This window comes from Acinetobacter sp. AKBS16, from assembly GCF_002899995.1.
Lineage (GTDB): Bacteria > Pseudomonadota > Gammaproteobacteria > Pseudomonadales > Moraxellaceae > Acinetobacter > Acinetobacter baumannii.
In genome coordinates this window covers 1-17,501 of sequence record NZ_POYH01000047.1, presented here as the reverse complement: position 1 = coordinate 17,501, position 17,501 = coordinate 1, and the positions used below count along the sequence as shown (strand labels likewise).

Here is a 17,501-nt window from a genome sequence, read left to right as displayed (position 1 = left end):
TTAATAGTCAAGTGTTTGAACATGAAATGTGCGCTTAATATTGATAAGTTCTAAATGATCGCGTAATGGCATCATATTTGCACAGAAGCATTATTATAAGGCATAAGGATAAAACATGTTAGAACGTCCAATCACCTTCTTTTTCCGTGGTGGTCAGCAGCAAGTAGAAAATGTAGTACCTACAATGACGGTTTTACAATTTCTGCGAGAATATACTCAAAATGGTAAGACTAGGCAGACTGGTACAAAAGAGGGATGTGCTGAGGGCGATTGTGGTGCATGTACAGTAGTGATTGGTGAATTGGTCAATGACAACCTGCAATTACGTAGTGTGAATGCGTGTATTCAGTTTTTACCGACTTTAGATGGTAAAGCCTTATTTACAGTAGAAGACCTTCATAGCTTATTGCCTGTACCAGATGGCACACTTCATCCGGTACAACAGGCGATGGTCGATATGCATGGTTCACAATGCGGTTTTTGTACACCCGGTTTTATCATGTCGTTATGGTCAATGTACGAAAATGAACAACATTCTCCAAGCAAAGATAAAATCAGTGATTATCTTTCTGGAAACTTATGTCGCTGTACAGGCTATCGCCCTATTTTAGATGCAGCACAAAAAGCTTATGACTATCCACGTGTGGTATTACAACGTCAAAAAGTAATTGATGTATTAAAAGAGATCAAAGCATTACCTGCATTGCATTTGAATGATCAAAAGCAGCAATTTTTTGCACCCAAGACTTTGCAGGATTTTGCTACTTTACGTTTACAGTTGCCGCAAGCACGTATTGTTGCAGGTAGCACAGATGTAGGTTTGTGGGTAACAAAGCAGGGCCGTGATTTGGGCGATATGCTTTATATAGGTCAAGTTGAAGAGCTGAAAAAGATTGTAGTCACAGACCATGCTTTAACGATTGGGGCAAATGTAAGTTTGAGCGATGCACTCATTAAAATTTCAGATTTTTATCCCGATTTTCAAGAATTACAGCGCCGTTTTGCTTCCATGCCGATTAAAAATGCAGGCACACTAGGTGGAAATATTGCTAATGGTTCGCCTATTGGTGATTCAATGCCGGCATTAATTACGCTCGGTACACGATTGATTTTGCGTGTAGGTGAGCAGACCCGTGAAATTGCCTTGGAAGACTTTTATTTAGATTATCAAAAAACAGCATTACAGCTTGGTGAGTTTGTTGAGGCGATTGTTATTCCGCTTCGTGAAGGGCAGACACGTTTTAAATTTGCCAGCTATAAAATTGCCAAACGATTTGAGCAAGATATTTCTGCGGTATGTGCAGCCATTTCTTGTGAGTTAGATCCTCATTATATTGCTCACAATGTAAGAATTGCTTTTGGTGGTATGGCGGCTATTCCCAAACGTGCAAAATATGCAGAAGCCATATTAGAAGGCCAGCAAATTACAGCAGAATTGATCGTTCAGGCGCAGCAGGCATTGTCGCAAGACTATCAGCCTTTAGATGATGGACGTGCTAGCTCGGCATATCGTTTACAAGTCGCAAAAAACTGTTTACAGCGGTTTTATATAGAAAAAATCTTGTCTCAAACGATCACTCGTGTGAATGACCTGATTGCTATGGTGGAGATCTGATATGAATCAAACCATTGACTTAAATATTTCTAAAAAATCAGCTAAAGCAGGCGACTCGATTCCACACGAGAGCGCGCATTTACATGTGACGGGGCAGGCAACTTATATTGATGATTTACCCGAGCTTGAAAATACATTGCATTTGGCAGTCGGATTCTCGAATTGTGCCAAAGGCAAAATCAGTAAGTTTGATTTGGATGCAGTACGTCAGGCCGATGGCGTCCATGCAGTTTTTTCGGCAAAGGATATTGAGGTTGAAAATAATTGGGGACCAATTGTTAAAGATGACCCAATTTTTGCCGAAGAGCAGGTTGAGTTTTATGGACAAGCGTTGTTTGTGGTTGTTGCCGAGAGTTATCAGCAAGCTCGTCAGGCAGTTCGCTTAGCAAAAATTGAGTATGTGCCCGAAACTCCAATTTTAACGATTCAAGATGCGATTGAAAAAGAATCATGGGTGTTGCCGCCTGTTGAATTTAGCCATGGTGAAGTTGAACAGGCATTTCAAAATGCAGCCCATCAACTTTCAGGGGCTATTGAGCTAGGCGGGCAAGAGCATTTTTATCTTGAAGGGCAAATTTCCTATGCGATTCCACAAGAAAATCAGAGTTTAAAAGTCTATTGCTCGACACAACATCCAACCGAAATGCAGTTACTGATTTGTCATGCATTAGGCATGAATATGCATCAGGTCAGCGTGGAAAGTCGCCGTATGGGTGGCGGTTTTGGTGGTAAAGAGTCACAGTCAGCGCAGTGGGCATGTATTGCCTCTTTGGCAGCACAAAAAACGGGCCGTCCGTGTAAATTACGCTTAGATCGTGATGATGACATGAGTGCTACAGGCAAACGTCACGGTTTTGCTTATGAGTGGTCTGTGGCTTTTGATGACAGTGGTGTTTTGCAAGGCTTGAAGATACAACTGGCTTCAAATTGTGGTTTTTCGGCTGATCTTTCTGGGCCAGTAAATGAACGTGCGATTTGCCATATTGGCAATGCCTATTATCTAAATGCAGTTGAGCTACGTAACTTACGTTGTAAAACCAACACGGTGTCTAATACGGCTTATCGTGGTTTTGGTGGACCGCAAGGCATGTTTGTGATTGAAAATATTATTGATGACATTGCTCGTTATTTAGGTTGTGATCCGGTTGAAATCCGTCAGCGTAATTTCTTTGCCGAGCAGCCTGGTGGTGGACGTGACCGTATGCACTATGGGGCAGAAGTCCGTGATAATGTTGCGCCAAAATTGGTAGCCGAACTATTGCAAAGTAGTGATTACGCGAAGCGTAGACAGACTATTCATGCCTTTAATCAGAACAATGACATCATTAAGCGTGGTATTGCATTAACACCATTAATGTTCGGTATTTCATTTAACGCCGTGCATTACAATCAGGCAGGTGCACTGGTCTACGTGTATATGGATGGCACTGTTGCGATTACACATGGTGGTACAGAAATGGGACAAGGGCTATATACCAAAGTACGGCAGGTTGCTGCACATGAGTTGGGTTTACCCATCGATAGCGTTCGTTTAATTGCAACCGATACTTCTCGTGTGCCCAATACTTCGGCAACTGCAGCATCGAGTGGAGCAGATTTAAATGGTAAAGCTGTTCAAAATGCTTGTATTAAAATTCGTGAGCGTCTGGCAAAACTTGCAGCAGACATAAGCGACAGTGCGGCTCACCAAGTTCAGTTTGAAGATAGTATGGTCACAACAGCGAATGGTCATTCTTGGACATTTCCGGACTTGGTTCAACGGGCATATATGGCACGTGTACAACTATGGGACAGTGGTTTTTATAAAACACCAGAAATTCACTATGATCAGGTCAACCATTTGGGGCGTCCATTTTTCTATTATGCCTATGGTGCAGCGGTTAGTGAGGTCGCAATAGATACCTTAACTGGGGAAATGAAAGTATTACGTGCCGACATTTTGCATGATGTCGGGCAGTCAATTAACCCTGCAATTGATATTGGACAAATTGAAGGCGGTTTTGTGCAAGGGATGGGATGGCTCACCACAGAAGAGTTGTATTGGCAGCCGCAGGAACCACACGCAGGCCGCTTGTTTACCCATGCACCCTCAACTTACAAAATCCCGACCAGTTTTGATATTCCGCATATTTTTAATGTCAAATTGTTTAATAATCAAAATCAGGCAGACACCATCTATCGCTCTAAAGCGGTAGGTGAACCGCCATTTATGTTGGCATTATCGGTTTTCTCTGCAATTCGTCAGGCAGTACAGGCAGCTATTCCAGAAAATGCACCGCTCGTACTCAATGCTCCAGCAACTGCCGAAGAAATTTTACGTGCAATTGCGATTGGACGGGGACAAGCTTTGGCTGCTCGCCCACAGGCTAAAATGTAGAAGATTATGCAACATTTACAATGGTGGACTGATTTTGTTGCGTGGCAAGTTGATGCTCTGCCTATGGTATTGGTCACAGTAGTCCGCGCTGATGGTTCTACACCGCGAGAGGTTGGTGCAACCATGTTGTTGCGGTTTAATTTGCAACAGCAATGGCAGCAGTCAGATACGATCGGCGGTGGGCATTTAGAGTTTCAGGCGATTGATATTGCTAAAGCAATTTTAAAAGAAACGGAAACTTGTGTGAGGCGTATTGAACGCTTTAACCTCAGTGCTCGGTTAGGGCAGTGTTGTGGCGGAGTAATGTGGTTATTGTTTGAAAAAATATCACCGGCTACGGTCACATCGGATTTATCCGTGAGTTTGCAAGCATGGCGAGTTGGAAAGCGTATATCGCGTACCGTCTCACATCAATATGCATCCACTTGGCAGACTATGGATATGAAGCAACAACCAAGTTTCGAGTTTGATTCTGACAGTAGTGAGCAATGGCAATTTAGCCAGCAGATTCAGCCTTATGCCATGCAAGTGCTGATTTGTGGCGCCGGGCATGTGGGAGAAGCAATTGTTCGCTGTTTATTGCCTATTGGAATTCGGGTGAAATGGATTGATCCACGTGATGATATTTTCCCATCCGATTTATTGGAACAGGTGCAATGCTTAACGACTGATACATTAGAAGCCGAGATCGAGCATTTTGACCGTTCAGGAGCAATTTTAATATTAACTCATGACCATCAATTAGATTTGCAACTGTGTTTTTCAGCCTTGAAACCTGCGGCAAAACCATTTGCTTATGTTGGGATGATTGGCTCAAAAAGTAAAAGGGCTATTTTTGAAAAGCGTATGCAAATACGTGGTTATACTCAGGAAACATTACAACGTTTGGTTTGCCCGATCGGTATAGAAGGGATTTCATCTAAACAACCTGCAATGATTGCCATTGCAGTAGTTGCTCAATTATTACAGGTATTTGATGTAAAAAAATGATCCCAAAGGATCATTTTTTTTGTTCGAACTTAGGATTTTTTTCTGCACGTTTAAGCAGTACGAGAACAGCACCTGTGCCACCTTGATTTTCTGGAGCACTGACAAAAGCTAAAACATCGCGGTGCTGACGTAACCATCCGTTGACATAGGTTTTTAAGACCGCTTCTGGGCCTTTACCATGCACAATTTTGATGACATTTTGATTTTCATCTTTTGCCATCTGGATAATTTGTAAAACTGCGTCACGTGCTTGTTCAATGGTACAGCCGTGTAAATCTACAGCTTCAAACCAACGCATCTTGCCTGCTTTTAAGTCTTCAAAAACCTTATGTTGCAGAGTCGCGATGCGATAGCTTAACGTTGCTTGGCTTGCGACCGGATTTAAAGCAGCTTGCGTATCTGATAACTCGGCATGTTCGGTGTCACGACCACCTTCGGCAGCTGCACGTTTCGCTAGCGTTTGTGCGTCGACTTTTCTGGCACGAGGTGTTTTTACATCGGCAACATTGCTATTGTTGATGCGTTTTACACCTGCAACAGCCTGTTGAAACAGATGGGTATCTTCCAATTCTTCAGACTCAGCCTGAGATTTTTTAGTCTCAGGCTGACTTGCGATTTTGCTTGAATGAGGATTGGAGATTTGCTTTTTAAATTGCTTCAATAACTTCTGTTGCTCTTTAGAAAGCGATGAATCTTTATTACTCATATATCTTCATTAAACCGTTTGAGGTTGTCCAAAAAGGGCAGTAAAAGCTTGATCTGGACGAGGTTGTTTCATAAAACTTTCGCCCACCAAGAAGCTGTGAATATCATGCTCTTGCATCATATGTACATCATCTGGTGTAGCAATACCGCTTTCAGTAATTAGTAAACGTGAGGTCGGAAGTAATTTTTTCAATCGAATGGATGTATTTAAATCTACATCAAACGTTTTTAAATTACGGTTATTCACGCCTAATAAACATTGCTCAGAAAGCTTTAAAGCGCGTTCCATTTCTTCTTCGTCATGGACTTCAACCAATACATCAAGTTGATGCTCAAACGCAGTTTTAGACATTTCTTCGAGTTGCTGGTCAGACAAACAAGCAACAATTAATAAAATACAGTCAGCATGCAAAGCACGTGCTTCAACTACATTGTACGGGTCGACCAAAAAGTCTTTACGTAAAGCAGGTAGGGCACAATGATGACGGGCAATCGCAATATTTTCATCTGCACCCTGAAAGAAATCAACATCGGTCAATACCGATAAACATGCTGCTCCAGCTTGTTCATATTGCTGAGCAATTTCGGCAGGATTAAAGTCTGCGCGAATGATTCCTTTTGATGGAGATGCTTTTTTAATTTCAGCAATCACCCCCGGACGTTTATGTTGTAAAGCATTTGCAAAGCCACGCACCGGAGTCGCTGCTTTTGCAAGCTCTTCTACATCTTGCAAATTACGTTGTTTTAAACGCGCAGCAAGTTCCTCATGTTTACGGTCAACAATTTTACCTAAAATGGTATTTTGAATATTAATCATGAGAAGTCCTTAATCTGCCTGAGATTGTTTTAATGTTTTAGTAAATTCAGCTAAAACACTCATTTTCTCTAATGCTTGCCCGCCGTAAATAATATCTTGAGCGAATGCAACAGCCTGAGCATAAGTCTTGGTAATGCCTGCTACATAAATGCCTGCGCCTGCATTAAGCGCAATCATGTTTGCTGCTTTTTCACCAATATCGGATTTATTTTTGCTTAAAGCATCTTTAATGAGCTTTAGACTCGCCGTTGCATCTGCGACAACCAAACCATTTAATGTTTGTGACTCAATCCCGACATCTTCAGGATTAAGGGTCCATTCCGTAATTTCACCGTTTTTAAGCTCAGCAATAGTTGTCGGAGCTGCAAGACTGATTTCATCAAGACCATCTTTTGAATGGACAACCATGACATGTTCGGCACCAAGTTGTTTCATCACTTCGGCAATCGGGCGACAAAGTTCATCTGAAAACACACCAATCACAAAGCGTTTTACACCAGCCGGGTTGGTCAGTGGGCCGAGTAAATTAAAAATACTACGAATACCAAGTTCACGACGTGGGCCAGCAGCGTATTTCATGGCTTTGTGGTGGTTTGGTGCAAACAAGAAACCTACACCCATTTCACGGATACAGCGTTCGGTTTGTTGCATATCTAAATCAAGGTGAATACCTGCTTGTTCAAGTAGGTCTGATGAACCTGATTTACTTGAAACGCCACGATTACCATGTTTTGCAATAGTCGCACCTGCTGCAGCAATCACAAAGCTAGATGCTGTAGAGACGTTAAATAAATTTTGTCCATCACCGCCAGTTCCAACGATATCCACTAAATGTTTGATATCACTCACATCGATCTTGATCGCAAATTCACGCATGACACGTGCGGCCGCTGTCATTTCGTCAATGCTTTCACCTTTCATGCGTAGGCCCATCATTAAAGCACCAATTTGTGCTTCGGTTGCCTCACCTTGCATGATGCTGCGCATAATTTCTTCCATTTGAGGCTGAGTCAAATGAATGTTCTTGGTAATGTGGTTGAGCGCCTGTTGGATATTCATAGTCATGATTTACAGCATTAATGATTAAAATTTTTAGGTGAAGTTGATCGAGTGTGGGAGGTTCGGCCTATTGCGTTCCATGATTCACTAGCTAGGGGAGCTATGTTAGCAGAAAATAACCAAAGATTTTTGTTGTTCGATAAGAGTTTTAAAAATTTTGCTCAGTTAGGGTATGGGTTTGAGTCATAAACAGAATTTATTTATTGAAAAAGGTTTTAGTTTGTTGTGAGTTTTTATGATAAATAATTAACCATTTGGTATATCTTAAACATCAATATATCTAGAAAAAATGTGTATAAATCAACCAAATAAAAGTGGATATAGTAGGGCGATCTTTATTTTGTCTATTAATAAATATGTATTTAAATAACTTGAAATATGTAGGGGCTTTAAAAAATAAGCGCTCATTTATTTTTGTATTTGTTGCACTGTTTCATCCATTAAAAAGCTATGCGCAAGAAACCGTAGAGCAAACACAAAACCAAGCTAAACCAGATAAAGTAGTCCGTGTTGCAGTAACAGGATCTCGAATTTCAAAAGCACAAAAAGATGGCCCGACTAGTGTGACCGTCATTACCGCAGCCGATATTGAAAAACAAGGTTTTAGTAACGCATTTGATGCACTCAATAACCTGACGCAAAACACTGGTTTTGTGCAAGGTGCCGATTATGGAAATACTTTTACACCTGCGGCTAATGCCATTAGCTTACGAGGCTTAGGACCTAATCATACTTTAACTTTAATTAATGGACATCGGGTTGCAGACTATCCTGTACCGTACGACGGTTCTGTCAATTTTGTAAATTTAGCCAATATTCCAACTGCTATTATTGACCGTATTGAAATATTAAACGGTGGCGCTTCTGCAATTTATGGTTCAGATGCAATTGCAGGCGTGGTAAATATTATTCTAAAAAAGAAAACAGATGGCACACAATTTAATATTAAGGCAGGTGGAACTAAAGAAGGTGGTGAAAACTTACGTTTACAACTGAGTGGCAGTAAAACTTTAGACAAGCTTAGTCTCGTTTATGGGATTGAACTCAGCGGCCGTGAACCGATATGGGCAGCCGATCGGGATTTTATGAAGAGCCGAACTCGTTTGGGAGAAAAACCAGACACGATTGTGGGCCGTAAAAATGCCGATACTGGTAAATACCTTTCTATTGGTGGGTGTCAGGCCTTTAATGGTTTATTTAACGGATCAGTCAATAATATTGGACAAGCAGGGGCGGACAATTGTGCCAGTGGTTTGGCACGGCCAACTTATTGGACGGTTCAGACCCAAAACCGCAGCCAAAATGGTTATCTCGGTTTAGATTATGAGTTAAATGATAAAACTCAATTATTTGCAGATTTTTTGATTGGGGCAAACCAAATTGAAAATAATACCCGTAGTCCGATATGGACTTCTTTAGCTGCAACGAGTGGTTATTTCCTAAATCAAGATTCGGGAAATTATGAAATTTGGAATCGCCGTTTTGCACCTGAAGAATTAGGTGGGGTAGAACGAATAAATAAAAAATGGAAAGAACTTTCTTCTAACTTAAATTTTGGAATTCGAGGCGATATTGGAGAGACGAGCTGGAGTTATGAAGCAGCCTATAATGGTTCCATTTATACTAGTCAGCTAAACCGCCAAGGCTTATTACGTTCGAATGTTGATGAATATTTCTTAGGTCAGCAACTTGGTACAGATGCAGATGGTATTCCTATTTATTCACCTCACTTAGATCGTTTAAGTCGACCATTAACAGCAAGTGAATTTGAAAGTATTTCGGGCACAACAAAAGAAAAAGATAAATCGTGGGCACAAAGTTTAACCTTAAGTGCGAATGGTGATGTGTTTAAGTTACCTGCGGGAACTGCCAAACTTGCAGCAGTGGCTGAAATTGGGCGTCAAGGCTTTTCGATTAAGCCAGATCAGGCAGTGGAAAATGGTGAGTTTTATAATACGAGTTCTAGTGGAGAATATAGTGGTACTCGTACACGCCAAGCACTTGGTGCAGAATTATTCTTACCTTTAGCAAAGCCCTTAAATTTAACCTTGTCCGGACGTTATGACCGTTATGCTTTGTCAGATAACAGTATTGATAAGCTAACTTTTGGTTCAGGCCTTGAGTTTAGGCCACATCCGACTTTATTGGTGCGCGGTAACTACGCAACTAGTTTTCGTGCACCAGATATGAACTATCTCTTCTTAAATAAGCAAAAAGGTTATTTCGCAAGTACGACTGACTATTTACGTTGTAGCCAAACGGGACAACCTTTAGATAAATGTACCTTTAAAGATTACGCACCTGGGGCGAACTACACTTTAACCGGAAACAAAGAGCTGAAACCTGAAGAGGGTAAATCTTATGGTGCAGGGTTTGTTTGGTCGCCAACCAATAAATTTGATATCAGCGTCGACTACTGGGATATCAAAATTGATAATCTTGTGACCAACTTAAGTGCGGACAAAATTCTACGTTTGGAAGCAGATTGTCGTTTAGGCAACCAAGATATTAACTCTGCAGCCTGTATTGATGCATTAGCACGTGTAGAGCGTAACCCTGCAAATGCAGTTGTCGACCCGAATGTGATTAAAAATATTAATATCGTTCCGATTAATGCAGCATCAGACCATACCCGCGGGATTGATTTCACTAGCAGATGGCGCTGGAAAACAGACAGCTTTGGTAACTTTCTCTGGACGGTAAATTATAGTCGTGTACTACAACATGAATATCAACAATCAAAAGATGGCGAGAAAGATGACTACTTAAAAGATTTAAGTATTCCGGATTGGCGTGACCGTTTTAATACTAGTCTCAGCTGGAGCTTTGGTGATTGGGCATCAACAGTATTAGTTAATCGTTATGGCAAAATTCCAAACGGCGACCAGACTGCCTATTTAAGCCCAACGTATTTGGTGAACTGGAGCGGTACTTATCAAATCTCTCCAAAAGCTTCTGCTTCAATCATTATCAATAACTTGTTTGACAAAGTGAAACGAGATGACACAGGCGGTTGGCCGTATTATCCGATAGGATCATATTCACCATTTGGCCGTCAAGGTTGGTTGGAGTTTAACTATAAATTCTAAGAATGATGTATGGATGCAGCGAAGTGGTACAGCATTTGCTGCATCTTTTTATTTAAAACTACAGAGGATAAAACCCCTTATGCTGGTCAAGCCTTCATTTAAAAAAAGATTGCTACTTACAACATTATTATCTTTATCGGCAACACAGATTTTTGCATCGAATAACAGTGAACAAATCCCGATTGGTAAATTACCCGAGTGGGTCGTACCCGAATCTTATGATTTAGATTTTAAGATTGATCCCGCACAAAAAGGCTATACCGGTAAAACTACGATTCATTTAAAGCTGGCTCAAGCCACAGATCACATCTGGATTCATGGTAAATCTTTAACGGTTAAAGATGTGAATATTACATCGGCAGAGGGTATTAAAACCAAGGCAAAATATGAGCAAGCCTCTGAAATAGATGGGGTGAGTAAAATTAAATTTGCCAAAACCTTGCCGGCAGGACAGTATCAACTCGTTCTAGATTTTAATGCAGTGTATGACCAGCAACTTGACGGTATTTATAAAATCGAGTTTGAGGGAAAACCTTATGTGATGACGCAAATGGAAGCAATTAGTGCACGCCAGTCATTCCCATCATTTGATGAACCACGTTTTAAAACGCCGTTTAATATTCGTTTGACGATTCCAAGCAAATATTCAGGTTTTGCCAATACCCAACAAACGTCGGAGCAAGCAGAGAAGTCGGGTTGGAAAACACTCAGTTTTGCACAAACCAAACCACTACCAACATATTTACTCGCATTGGCTGTCGGACCGTGGCAATTACAAAAAGGGCCTGATATTGGAGCAACTTCATGGCGTAAGCAGCCGATCCAGTTACGTGGTATTGCGCCCGATGCTAAAGCTGAAAAAATGCAGCAAGCCTTATCTGAAACGCCAGCCATTTTAAAAACTTTAGAAGATTATTTTGCCTTTGGTTATCCATTTGACAAGCTCGATTTACTTGCAGCACCAGACTTTGCTGCCGGAGCAATGGAGAACCCGGGGTTAATTACTTTTAGAGACTACTTGATGTTGCTAGATAATGACTCGCCAGTTTTTTTTGTACAGAATTCATTTAATGTCAATGCACATGAGTTGGCACATCAATGGTTTGGTGATGTCGTCACGATGCCGTGGTGGGATGATCTGTGGCTCAATGAATCCTTTGCCACATGGATGCAAAGTAAAATTACTCAAAAATTGCATCCGGAATTTAATGCTGACCTAGAGCGTATTTCAGACACCGCAGATGCGATGAAAAGTGACAGCTTAGTGAGTGTGCGCCGTATTCGCCAGCCTATTTTAAGTAATGCTGATATTCAAACTGCTTTTGATGGTATTACTTACCAAAAAGGTGCAGCTGTTTTAAATATGTTTGAAAACTATTTAGGTGAAGAAAAATTCAAACAAGGGGTGCGCAATTATATTAATAAGCACCAATATGGTAATGCGACAGCCAATGATTTAATTAGTGCTTTAGCAGAGCAGTCTGGACAAGGTGAGCGCTTTACTAGAGCGATGAAAAGTTTCCTTGATCAACCGGGTGTACCTTTACTCAATACTTCACTACAGCAAGAAGGCAATAAAGTCTTTTTAAATGTGAAGCAAAGCCGTTATTTACCTGTGGGCTCAAAAGGTGATGCAAGAAGCCTCTGGGGTGTACCATTATGTGTACGTTATGAAGTTCCAAATGCAGGTAGTAAAGTGCAATGTGAATTGGTAGACCAAGCAGAAGCCAAAATTGAACTCAAAGGTGCCAGCCTTGGCAGTTGGTATATACCAAATGCAGATGCGGCGGGATACTACCAATTTAGTTTGCCACAGAAAGAATTTACTCGTCTGACTGCTGCTACAGAAAAGCTTTCTAACACTGAACAGTTGGCTTATGCCTATGCAATTTCAGCTGCATTTAACCACGGTGATATTAATTTGTTGGCTGTCGTAGATGCTGCGAAGAAATTTGCCAATTCAAATAGTCGACAAATTAGTACAGCGCTGTTTTCCCAGTTAAGTACCATTCATCGTCATGTATTGAAAACAGAAGCTGAACGTGAACATTTTAGAAAAGTTTTGGCAAATTTATATTTACCTAAATTAAATCAGTTGGGTTATGTCAGCAAAACAGGTGAATCAGCTGAAGACAGTTTATGGCGTAGTGAGTTGGTTAGATTTCTTGCTCTAGATATTCAAGTTCCTGAAGTTCGTACCCAACTGTTAAAACAGTCAGATGTTCTATTTGCCCAAAAGCAGCTTAATTTTGCGCAAGTAACACCTGAATTATTGCCAACCATTTTAGCTGTACGTGTACAAGAAAAAGGTCAACCAGCTTTTGACCGATTGTCTGGAGAGTTACAACGCGTGACTCAACCAACACAACGTCTTGCGATTCTTACAGCCCTAGGTTCAGCAAATCAAGAAGCAACACGCCAACAAGCACGTCAGTTGATTTTAAATCCGCGGGTTAAAGTAGGTGAAGTTCGTACCGTGGTTAACTCCATCAATAATTATGGAGATGAACAAGGTGGCTTATGGTCCTGGTTTAAGGTAAATCATGACGCCGTGTTTGATCGTTTAGGTAAATCTTCGGCTGGGCGTTTCCCTGCAATGTTCAGTGGGGCAGCTTGTACCCAACAACAAGCGGCACAGTTAAATGACTTTTTTGCACCACGAACTAAAGAGTTGGTCGGGGTAGAAAGAGGATTGAAACAGACTAAAGAGCGTATTCAACTCTGCGAATCGCTGGTAGCAAAACAAGATGGGTCAATTGTGCAACAGTTAAAGTTGTAATTGATTCAGCCATAAAAAAGCCAACTGATCGTAGTTGGCTTTTTTATTAAGGGTTCTTATCAAATTACTTTAAAAACAATCTATTGACGGCTGACTTATGCGTAGATGTCTAAAAAGTTTTTAAAGATTTGATGGCCATGTTGGCTCAAAATAGATTCCGGATGGAATTGCACGCCTTCAACAGGAAGTGTCTTATGTTTAACGCCCATGATTTCTTCCATTGAGCCATCTGCTTCATTGGTCCAGCACGTTACTTCAAGACAGTCAGGTAGGGTTTCCTGATCAATCACTAATGAATGATAACGAGTTGCCGAGAATGGGCTAGGAAGATTACTGAAAATACCTTTATTGCTATGGTACATGTCAGATAAACGTCCGTGCATCACCGTTTTGGTTTTCCCGCCAAAAGCTTGCCCAATACTTTGATGGCCTAAACACACCCCAAGCAAAGGAATTTTTCCGGCAAAATGATTAATTGCAGGAATTGAAATACCTGCTTCACTTGGAGAGCAAGGGCCAGGACCAATCACAAGATATTTTGGTTGCCATCGTTCAATATCCTCTAATGTGACTTGATCATTGCGAACTACTTTTACTTCCTGATTCAACTCGCCAAAATACTGGACGATGTTGTAGGTAAAAGAGTCGTAATTGTCGATCATTAGAAGCATGATGAACTTAACCTCATGATAATTAAAATATATTTAATGAGTAGTTAGAATATTACTCACATTCATACTCACTGTTTAGAAAAGACTTTTTAGGTTTGAAAAATAAGAAGCCGCTTTCTAATGGGCTAATATAGCAAAAAAAGAAGTAACCAGTTTAACTATTTCATTCGTTAGAAATTTGCAGAAAAAACGGCTTTAAAAAGTGAGGTTTTTTGAAATTATAGATAAGTACAAATAAGGCAGAATAAGCTTCTATTATAAATAAAAAAACTATTCTGCCTTGGTCATACAAGAAGATCAAATCTTACGTGTGTTATAAATCAACCAATCTAAAACATCGCCAGATAAATGTTCAGCCAGTCTTTCTTGAACAGTTTGATGATAACCATTTAACCAGTCTTTCTCTTCATCCGTTAGCATGTCAACGACAATACAATCTAAATGAATGGGGCAAAGGGTCAGCGTTTCAAACTCTAAGAAATCGCCGTAGGTTTTCTCAAACCCTGAGTGAAGTCTGTTTGCAACCAGATTCTCAATACGAATACCGTATTGTCCCTCATGGTATAAGCCCGGCTCGTTGGAAAGAATCATACCTTCACGCAACTTACTATAGGCATGAATAGGTGCGTAATAAGAAAGCACTTGCGGCCCTTCATGTACGTTAAGCGCAAAGCCTACGCCGTGACCTGTGCCGTGGCGATAATCTAAACCATGTTGCCATAAAGTATGGCGACAAATTGAATCGAGTAGTGGGGCAGCTAAACCTTCTGGATAAATCGTTTTTGCCAAAGCAATATGACATTTTAAAACCAGAGTATAGTCACGTTTTTGTTGCTCTGTTGGTGTTCCTACAGGAACAACACGGGTAATATCCGTTGTTCCATCAACATACTGGCCGCCAGAGTCAATGAGTAATAGGCCATCGCCTTCAATGAATGAGTAATGTTCTTCAGTTGCACGGTAGTGAGGTAGAGCACCATTGGCATTAAAGCCGGCAATCGTTGAAAAGCTTGGGCCTATAAAACCCTCTTGTTGAGCACGGAAAGCCGTAATCTTTTCATCAATGGTGAGTTCTGAAATGCGTTGACCTTGATGAAGTGCTTTTTCTAACCAGTTGAAGAAATGGCAAAGGGCAACACCATCTTTCACCATGGTATGACGGATATGAGCAATTTCGCTTTCATGTTTACGCGATTTAAAAAGTGTACTTGGGTTGATGTCGTAGACAACCTGAATATCTTTTGCGATGGCTTGCTCATGAAAAATCGATACTTTGGCTGGATCTAACAGCACAGATGCATTAGAAATATTTGCTAAAAACAGAGCTGAATCTTGATAGTCACGTATCTCAATGCCATCAGCTTTGAAAGCCTGTTGGGTAGTTAAATCAACTTTGTTGCTATCAATGAATAAAATAGCCTGTTGAGCACTGATATATAAATGCGAAAGGAATACAGGGTTGTATTCTACATCTTGTCCACGTGCATTTAAGACCCAAGCAATATCATCTAAAGATGAAATGAAATGTCCTTCAATCGCTTTAGTTTTTAACGTTTCGCGTATTGCCTGAATTTTTTCTTTACGAGATAGGGCATTTAATCCTTCAGGCATTAAATGAATCTGCTCTAAAGGAAGTTCAGGGCGGTTTAACCAGATCAAACCAATTAAATCTTGCTGTGTTTCAAGATTAAAGCCACGTTGCTTTGCTGTATTTTCCAACGCTTTAAATTGTTGGATTGAAAGTGTTTGCCCATTTACTGAAATAACCGAACCCGCCGGTAGATTTTTCTCAATCCATGCGAGATGGGTAGAAGATTCATCACTGGTCAGTTTTTGTAACTGAAAGCCAGTTCCAGCGAGTTGTTGTTCGGCTTGTACCCAATAGCGCCCATCGGCCCAGAGTCCTGCAAAGTTTTGGGTCACAACTAAAGTGCCAACAGAGCCACTAAAACTGCTTAACCACTGCCTTGCTTTCCAATAGTCTGGTAAATATTCAGACATATGGGGGTCTGCACTCATGACAACCAAAGCATCAATACTTTGATTGGTCATGAGTTCAAGAAGTTTCGCTAGTTTTTCTGGAACAGTTAAGTCGTTCATATCGTTTCCAAATCAGGTTGAACTTTGTTGGTACTTTTGTCCATTAATTTATTCATTGGTTTCTTTAATAAAAATAACACGATTGCGCCAATAACCAAGGCTAATACACAGCGCATAAATAGGCTAGGTAAATGATTAATACCATCTGCCGAGACTTGCCCGCCAATTAAACCTGCCATGAGGTTGCCAAGAGCTGTACCTGTAAACCATAAACCCATAATTTGACTACGTATGACATCAGGTGCAAGTTTGGTCATGGTTGATAAGCCAATTGGGCTTAAGCAAAGTTCACCTATGGTAAGAAGAAATAAAGTACCGACTAACCAAAATGGTGAAACTACTCCGCCATGAATAGCAAAATGACTGGCTAGAGACATAAGTAAAAAGCCACCTGCTGCGAATAACAACGCAATAATAAATTTGCTGATATAGCTTGGATCTTTATTCGCTTTACCTAGTTTCGCCCATAGCCAAGCTGCAACTGGAGCAAAGATAATAATAAAAAGAGCATTGATTGATTCAAACCATACAGTGGGAATCTCAAATCCGAAAACAATACGGTCCGTATAATCTTGCGCAAATAAAGTAAAAGTTGTGGGTTTTTGTTCGAAAGCTGACCAGAATAGGGCAGAGGCTGCTAATAAAACGAAGCAAATAATTATTTTAAATTTTTCATGTTGCTCTAAATTCAGGAAAAGAAGTAAATATGCAAAATAAGCAATAATCCCAATGCTAATACCTACGGTTAAATAGGTCGCGACAGCCACGGGATTGATGTGAATGATACCAAGGAAGGTTAGCGCAATAACGACTGCAACTGCGAATAAAAAGCTAAATACAATTTTAGGTGCATTTTTATTTTCTACGACAGGTTTGCTACAGCTATTGGCTTCTTGGCGTAGCTCATTAAAAGTTTGGAGCTGAGGCATTGCCATAAAACGGAAAATTAATAAAGCAATTAACATCCCAATGCCACCAATACCAAAGCCTAAATGCCAGCCATGGTCTTTCGCCAAAAGCCCTGTAATAAGTGGGGCAATAAATGAGCCCATGTTAATTCCCATATAGAAAATGGAAAAACCTGCATCACGTCTTGCATCATTGGCTTTATATAGTGTTCCCACGATCACGGAAATACATGTTTTAAATAATCCAGTACCTAAAACAATCAGTACTAAACCTAAGTAAAAGAAAGATTGATCAAATACAGATGTAAGGGCAATTGATAAGTGACCTAAGGCAATAATAATTGAACCGTACCAGACAGCACGTGCTTGGCCTAACCAGTTATCAGCACCC

General features: G+C 40.6%; 11 protein-coding genes. 5 read left to right on the top strand and 6 right to left on the bottom strand.

The genetic code is table 11. The annotated features are described in order from the left end of the window. The first annotated feature begins 115 nt into the window (after positions 1–115). The 3 genes from xdhA to xdhC are packed head-to-tail and all read left to right on the top strand — an operon-like array spanning position 116 to position 4,982. Positions 116–1,615 carry a xanthine dehydrogenase small subunit gene (gene xdhA / locus C1642_RS07745; RefSeq protein WP_103236149.1) on the top strand — a complete coding sequence of 500 codons (1,500 nt, stop codon included), beginning with the start codon at positions 116–118 and terminating at the stop codon, positions 1,613–1,615. Between the two features lies 1 nt (position 1,616). Continuing rightward, positions 1,617–3,992 (top strand): xanthine dehydrogenase molybdopterin binding subunit, encoded by a 2,376-nt coding sequence (xdhB, locus tag C1642_RS07740; RefSeq protein ID WP_103236148.1) that lies wholly within the window; start codon positions 1,617–1,619, stop codon positions 3,990–3,992. A 6-nt stretch (positions 3,993–3,998) separates the two neighbouring features. Further along, the gene (gene xdhC / locus C1642_RS07735; RefSeq protein WP_001164239.1) at positions 3,999–4,982 is read left to right on the top strand and encodes a xanthine dehydrogenase accessory protein XdhC; all 984 of its coding nucleotides are present in this window, start codon (positions 3,999–4,001) and stop codon (positions 4,980–4,982) included. 10 nt (positions 4,983–4,992) lie between these two features. Here xdhC and C1642_RS07730 read toward each other — a convergent pair whose 3' ends face one another. The 3 genes from C1642_RS07730 to trpD are packed head-to-tail and all read right to left on the bottom strand — an operon-like array spanning position 4,993 to position 7,563. Further along, a complete protein-coding gene (locus C1642_RS07730; protein ID WP_000066135.1) occupies positions 4,993–5,688 on the bottom strand; it encodes a Smr/MutS family protein in 696 nt (231 codons plus the stop codon). A 9-nt stretch (positions 5,689–5,697) separates the two neighbouring features. Further along, positions 5,698–6,504 (bottom strand): indole-3-glycerol phosphate synthase TrpC, encoded by an 807-nt coding sequence (trpC, locus tag C1642_RS07725; protein ID WP_000608306.1) that lies wholly within the window; start codon positions 6,502–6,504, stop codon positions 5,698–5,700. A 9-nt stretch (positions 6,505–6,513) separates the two neighbouring features. After that, positions 6,514–7,563 carry an anthranilate phosphoribosyltransferase gene (trpD, locus tag C1642_RS07720; RefSeq protein WP_079265069.1) on the bottom strand — a complete coding sequence of 350 codons (1,050 nt, stop codon included), beginning with the start codon at positions 7,561–7,563 and terminating at the stop codon, positions 6,514–6,516. Between the two features lie 356 nt (positions 7,564–7,919). On the opposite strand from trpD, the gene C1642_RS07715 reads away from it, so the two are divergent. Both C1642_RS07715 and C1642_RS07710 read left to right on the top strand, forming a co-directional pair. Further along, positions 7,920–10,652, top strand: a complete 2,733-nt coding sequence (locus tag C1642_RS07715; RefSeq protein WP_103236147.1) for a TonB-dependent receptor plug domain-containing protein — start codon at positions 7,920–7,922, stop codon at positions 10,650–10,652. Positions 10,653–10,665: 13 nt separating this feature from the next. Continuing rightward, entirely contained in the window at positions 10,666–13,431 is a 2,766-nt protein-coding gene (locus tag C1642_RS07710; RefSeq protein WP_103236146.1) for a M1 family metallopeptidase, read from the top strand. 95 nt (positions 13,432–13,526) lie between these two features. Here C1642_RS07710 and C1642_RS07705 read toward each other — a convergent pair whose 3' ends face one another. From C1642_RS07705 to C1642_RS07695, 3 genes are all read right to left on the bottom strand, one after another. Next, on the bottom strand, positions 13,527–14,102 hold the full coding sequence (locus C1642_RS07705; RefSeq protein ID WP_103236145.1) for an anthranilate synthase component II: 576 nt from the start codon (positions 14,100–14,102) through the stop codon (positions 13,527–13,529). 297 nt (positions 14,103–14,399) lie between these two features. Then, positions 14,400–16,202 (bottom strand): aminopeptidase P family protein, encoded by a 1,803-nt coding sequence (locus C1642_RS07700; protein ID WP_103236144.1) that lies wholly within the window; start codon positions 16,200–16,202, stop codon positions 14,400–14,402. Next, a partial coding sequence (locus tag C1642_RS07695; RefSeq protein ID WP_103236143.1) for a peptide MFS transporter occupies positions 16,199–17,501 on the bottom strand: 1,303 nt, incomplete at its 5' end. The genes C1642_RS07695 and C1642_RS07700, both read right to left, overlap by 4 nt.

Excerpts from the sequence above, each read along its gene's own strand:
- xdhA (WP_103236149.1), top strand. The coding sequence starts at position 116 with ATGTTAGAACGTCCAATCACCTTCTTTTTCCGTGGTGGTCAGCAGCAA.
- xdhB (WP_103236148.1), top strand. The coding sequence starts at position 1,617 with ATGAATCAAACCATTGACTTAAATATTTCTAAAAAATCAGCTAAAGCA.
- xdhC (WP_001164239.1), top strand. The coding sequence starts at position 3,999 with ATGCAACATTTACAATGGTGGACTGATTTTGTTGCGTGGCAAGTTGAT.
- C1642_RS07730 (WP_000066135.1), bottom strand. The coding sequence starts at position 5,688 with ATGAGTAATAAAGATTCATCGCTTTCTAAAGAGCAACAGAAGTTATTG.
- trpC (WP_000608306.1), bottom strand. The coding sequence starts at position 6,504 with ATGATTAATATTCAAAATACCATTTTAGGTAAAATTGTTGACCGTAAA.
- trpD (WP_079265069.1), bottom strand. The coding sequence starts at position 7,563 with ATGAATATCCAACAGGCGCTCAACCACATTACCAAGAACATTCATTTG.
- C1642_RS07715 (WP_103236147.1), top strand. The coding sequence starts at position 7,920 with ATGTATTTAAATAACTTGAAATATGTAGGGGCTTTAAAAAATAAGCGC.
- C1642_RS07710 (WP_103236146.1), top strand. The coding sequence starts at position 10,666 with ATGCAGCGAAGTGGTACAGCATTTGCTGCATCTTTTTATTTAAAACTA.
- C1642_RS07705 (WP_103236145.1), bottom strand. The coding sequence starts at position 14,102 with ATGCTTCTAATGATCGACAATTACGACTCTTTTACCTACAACATCGTC.
- C1642_RS07700 (WP_103236144.1), bottom strand. The coding sequence starts at position 16,202 with ATGAACGACTTAACTGTTCCAGAAAAACTAGCGAAACTTCTTGAACTC.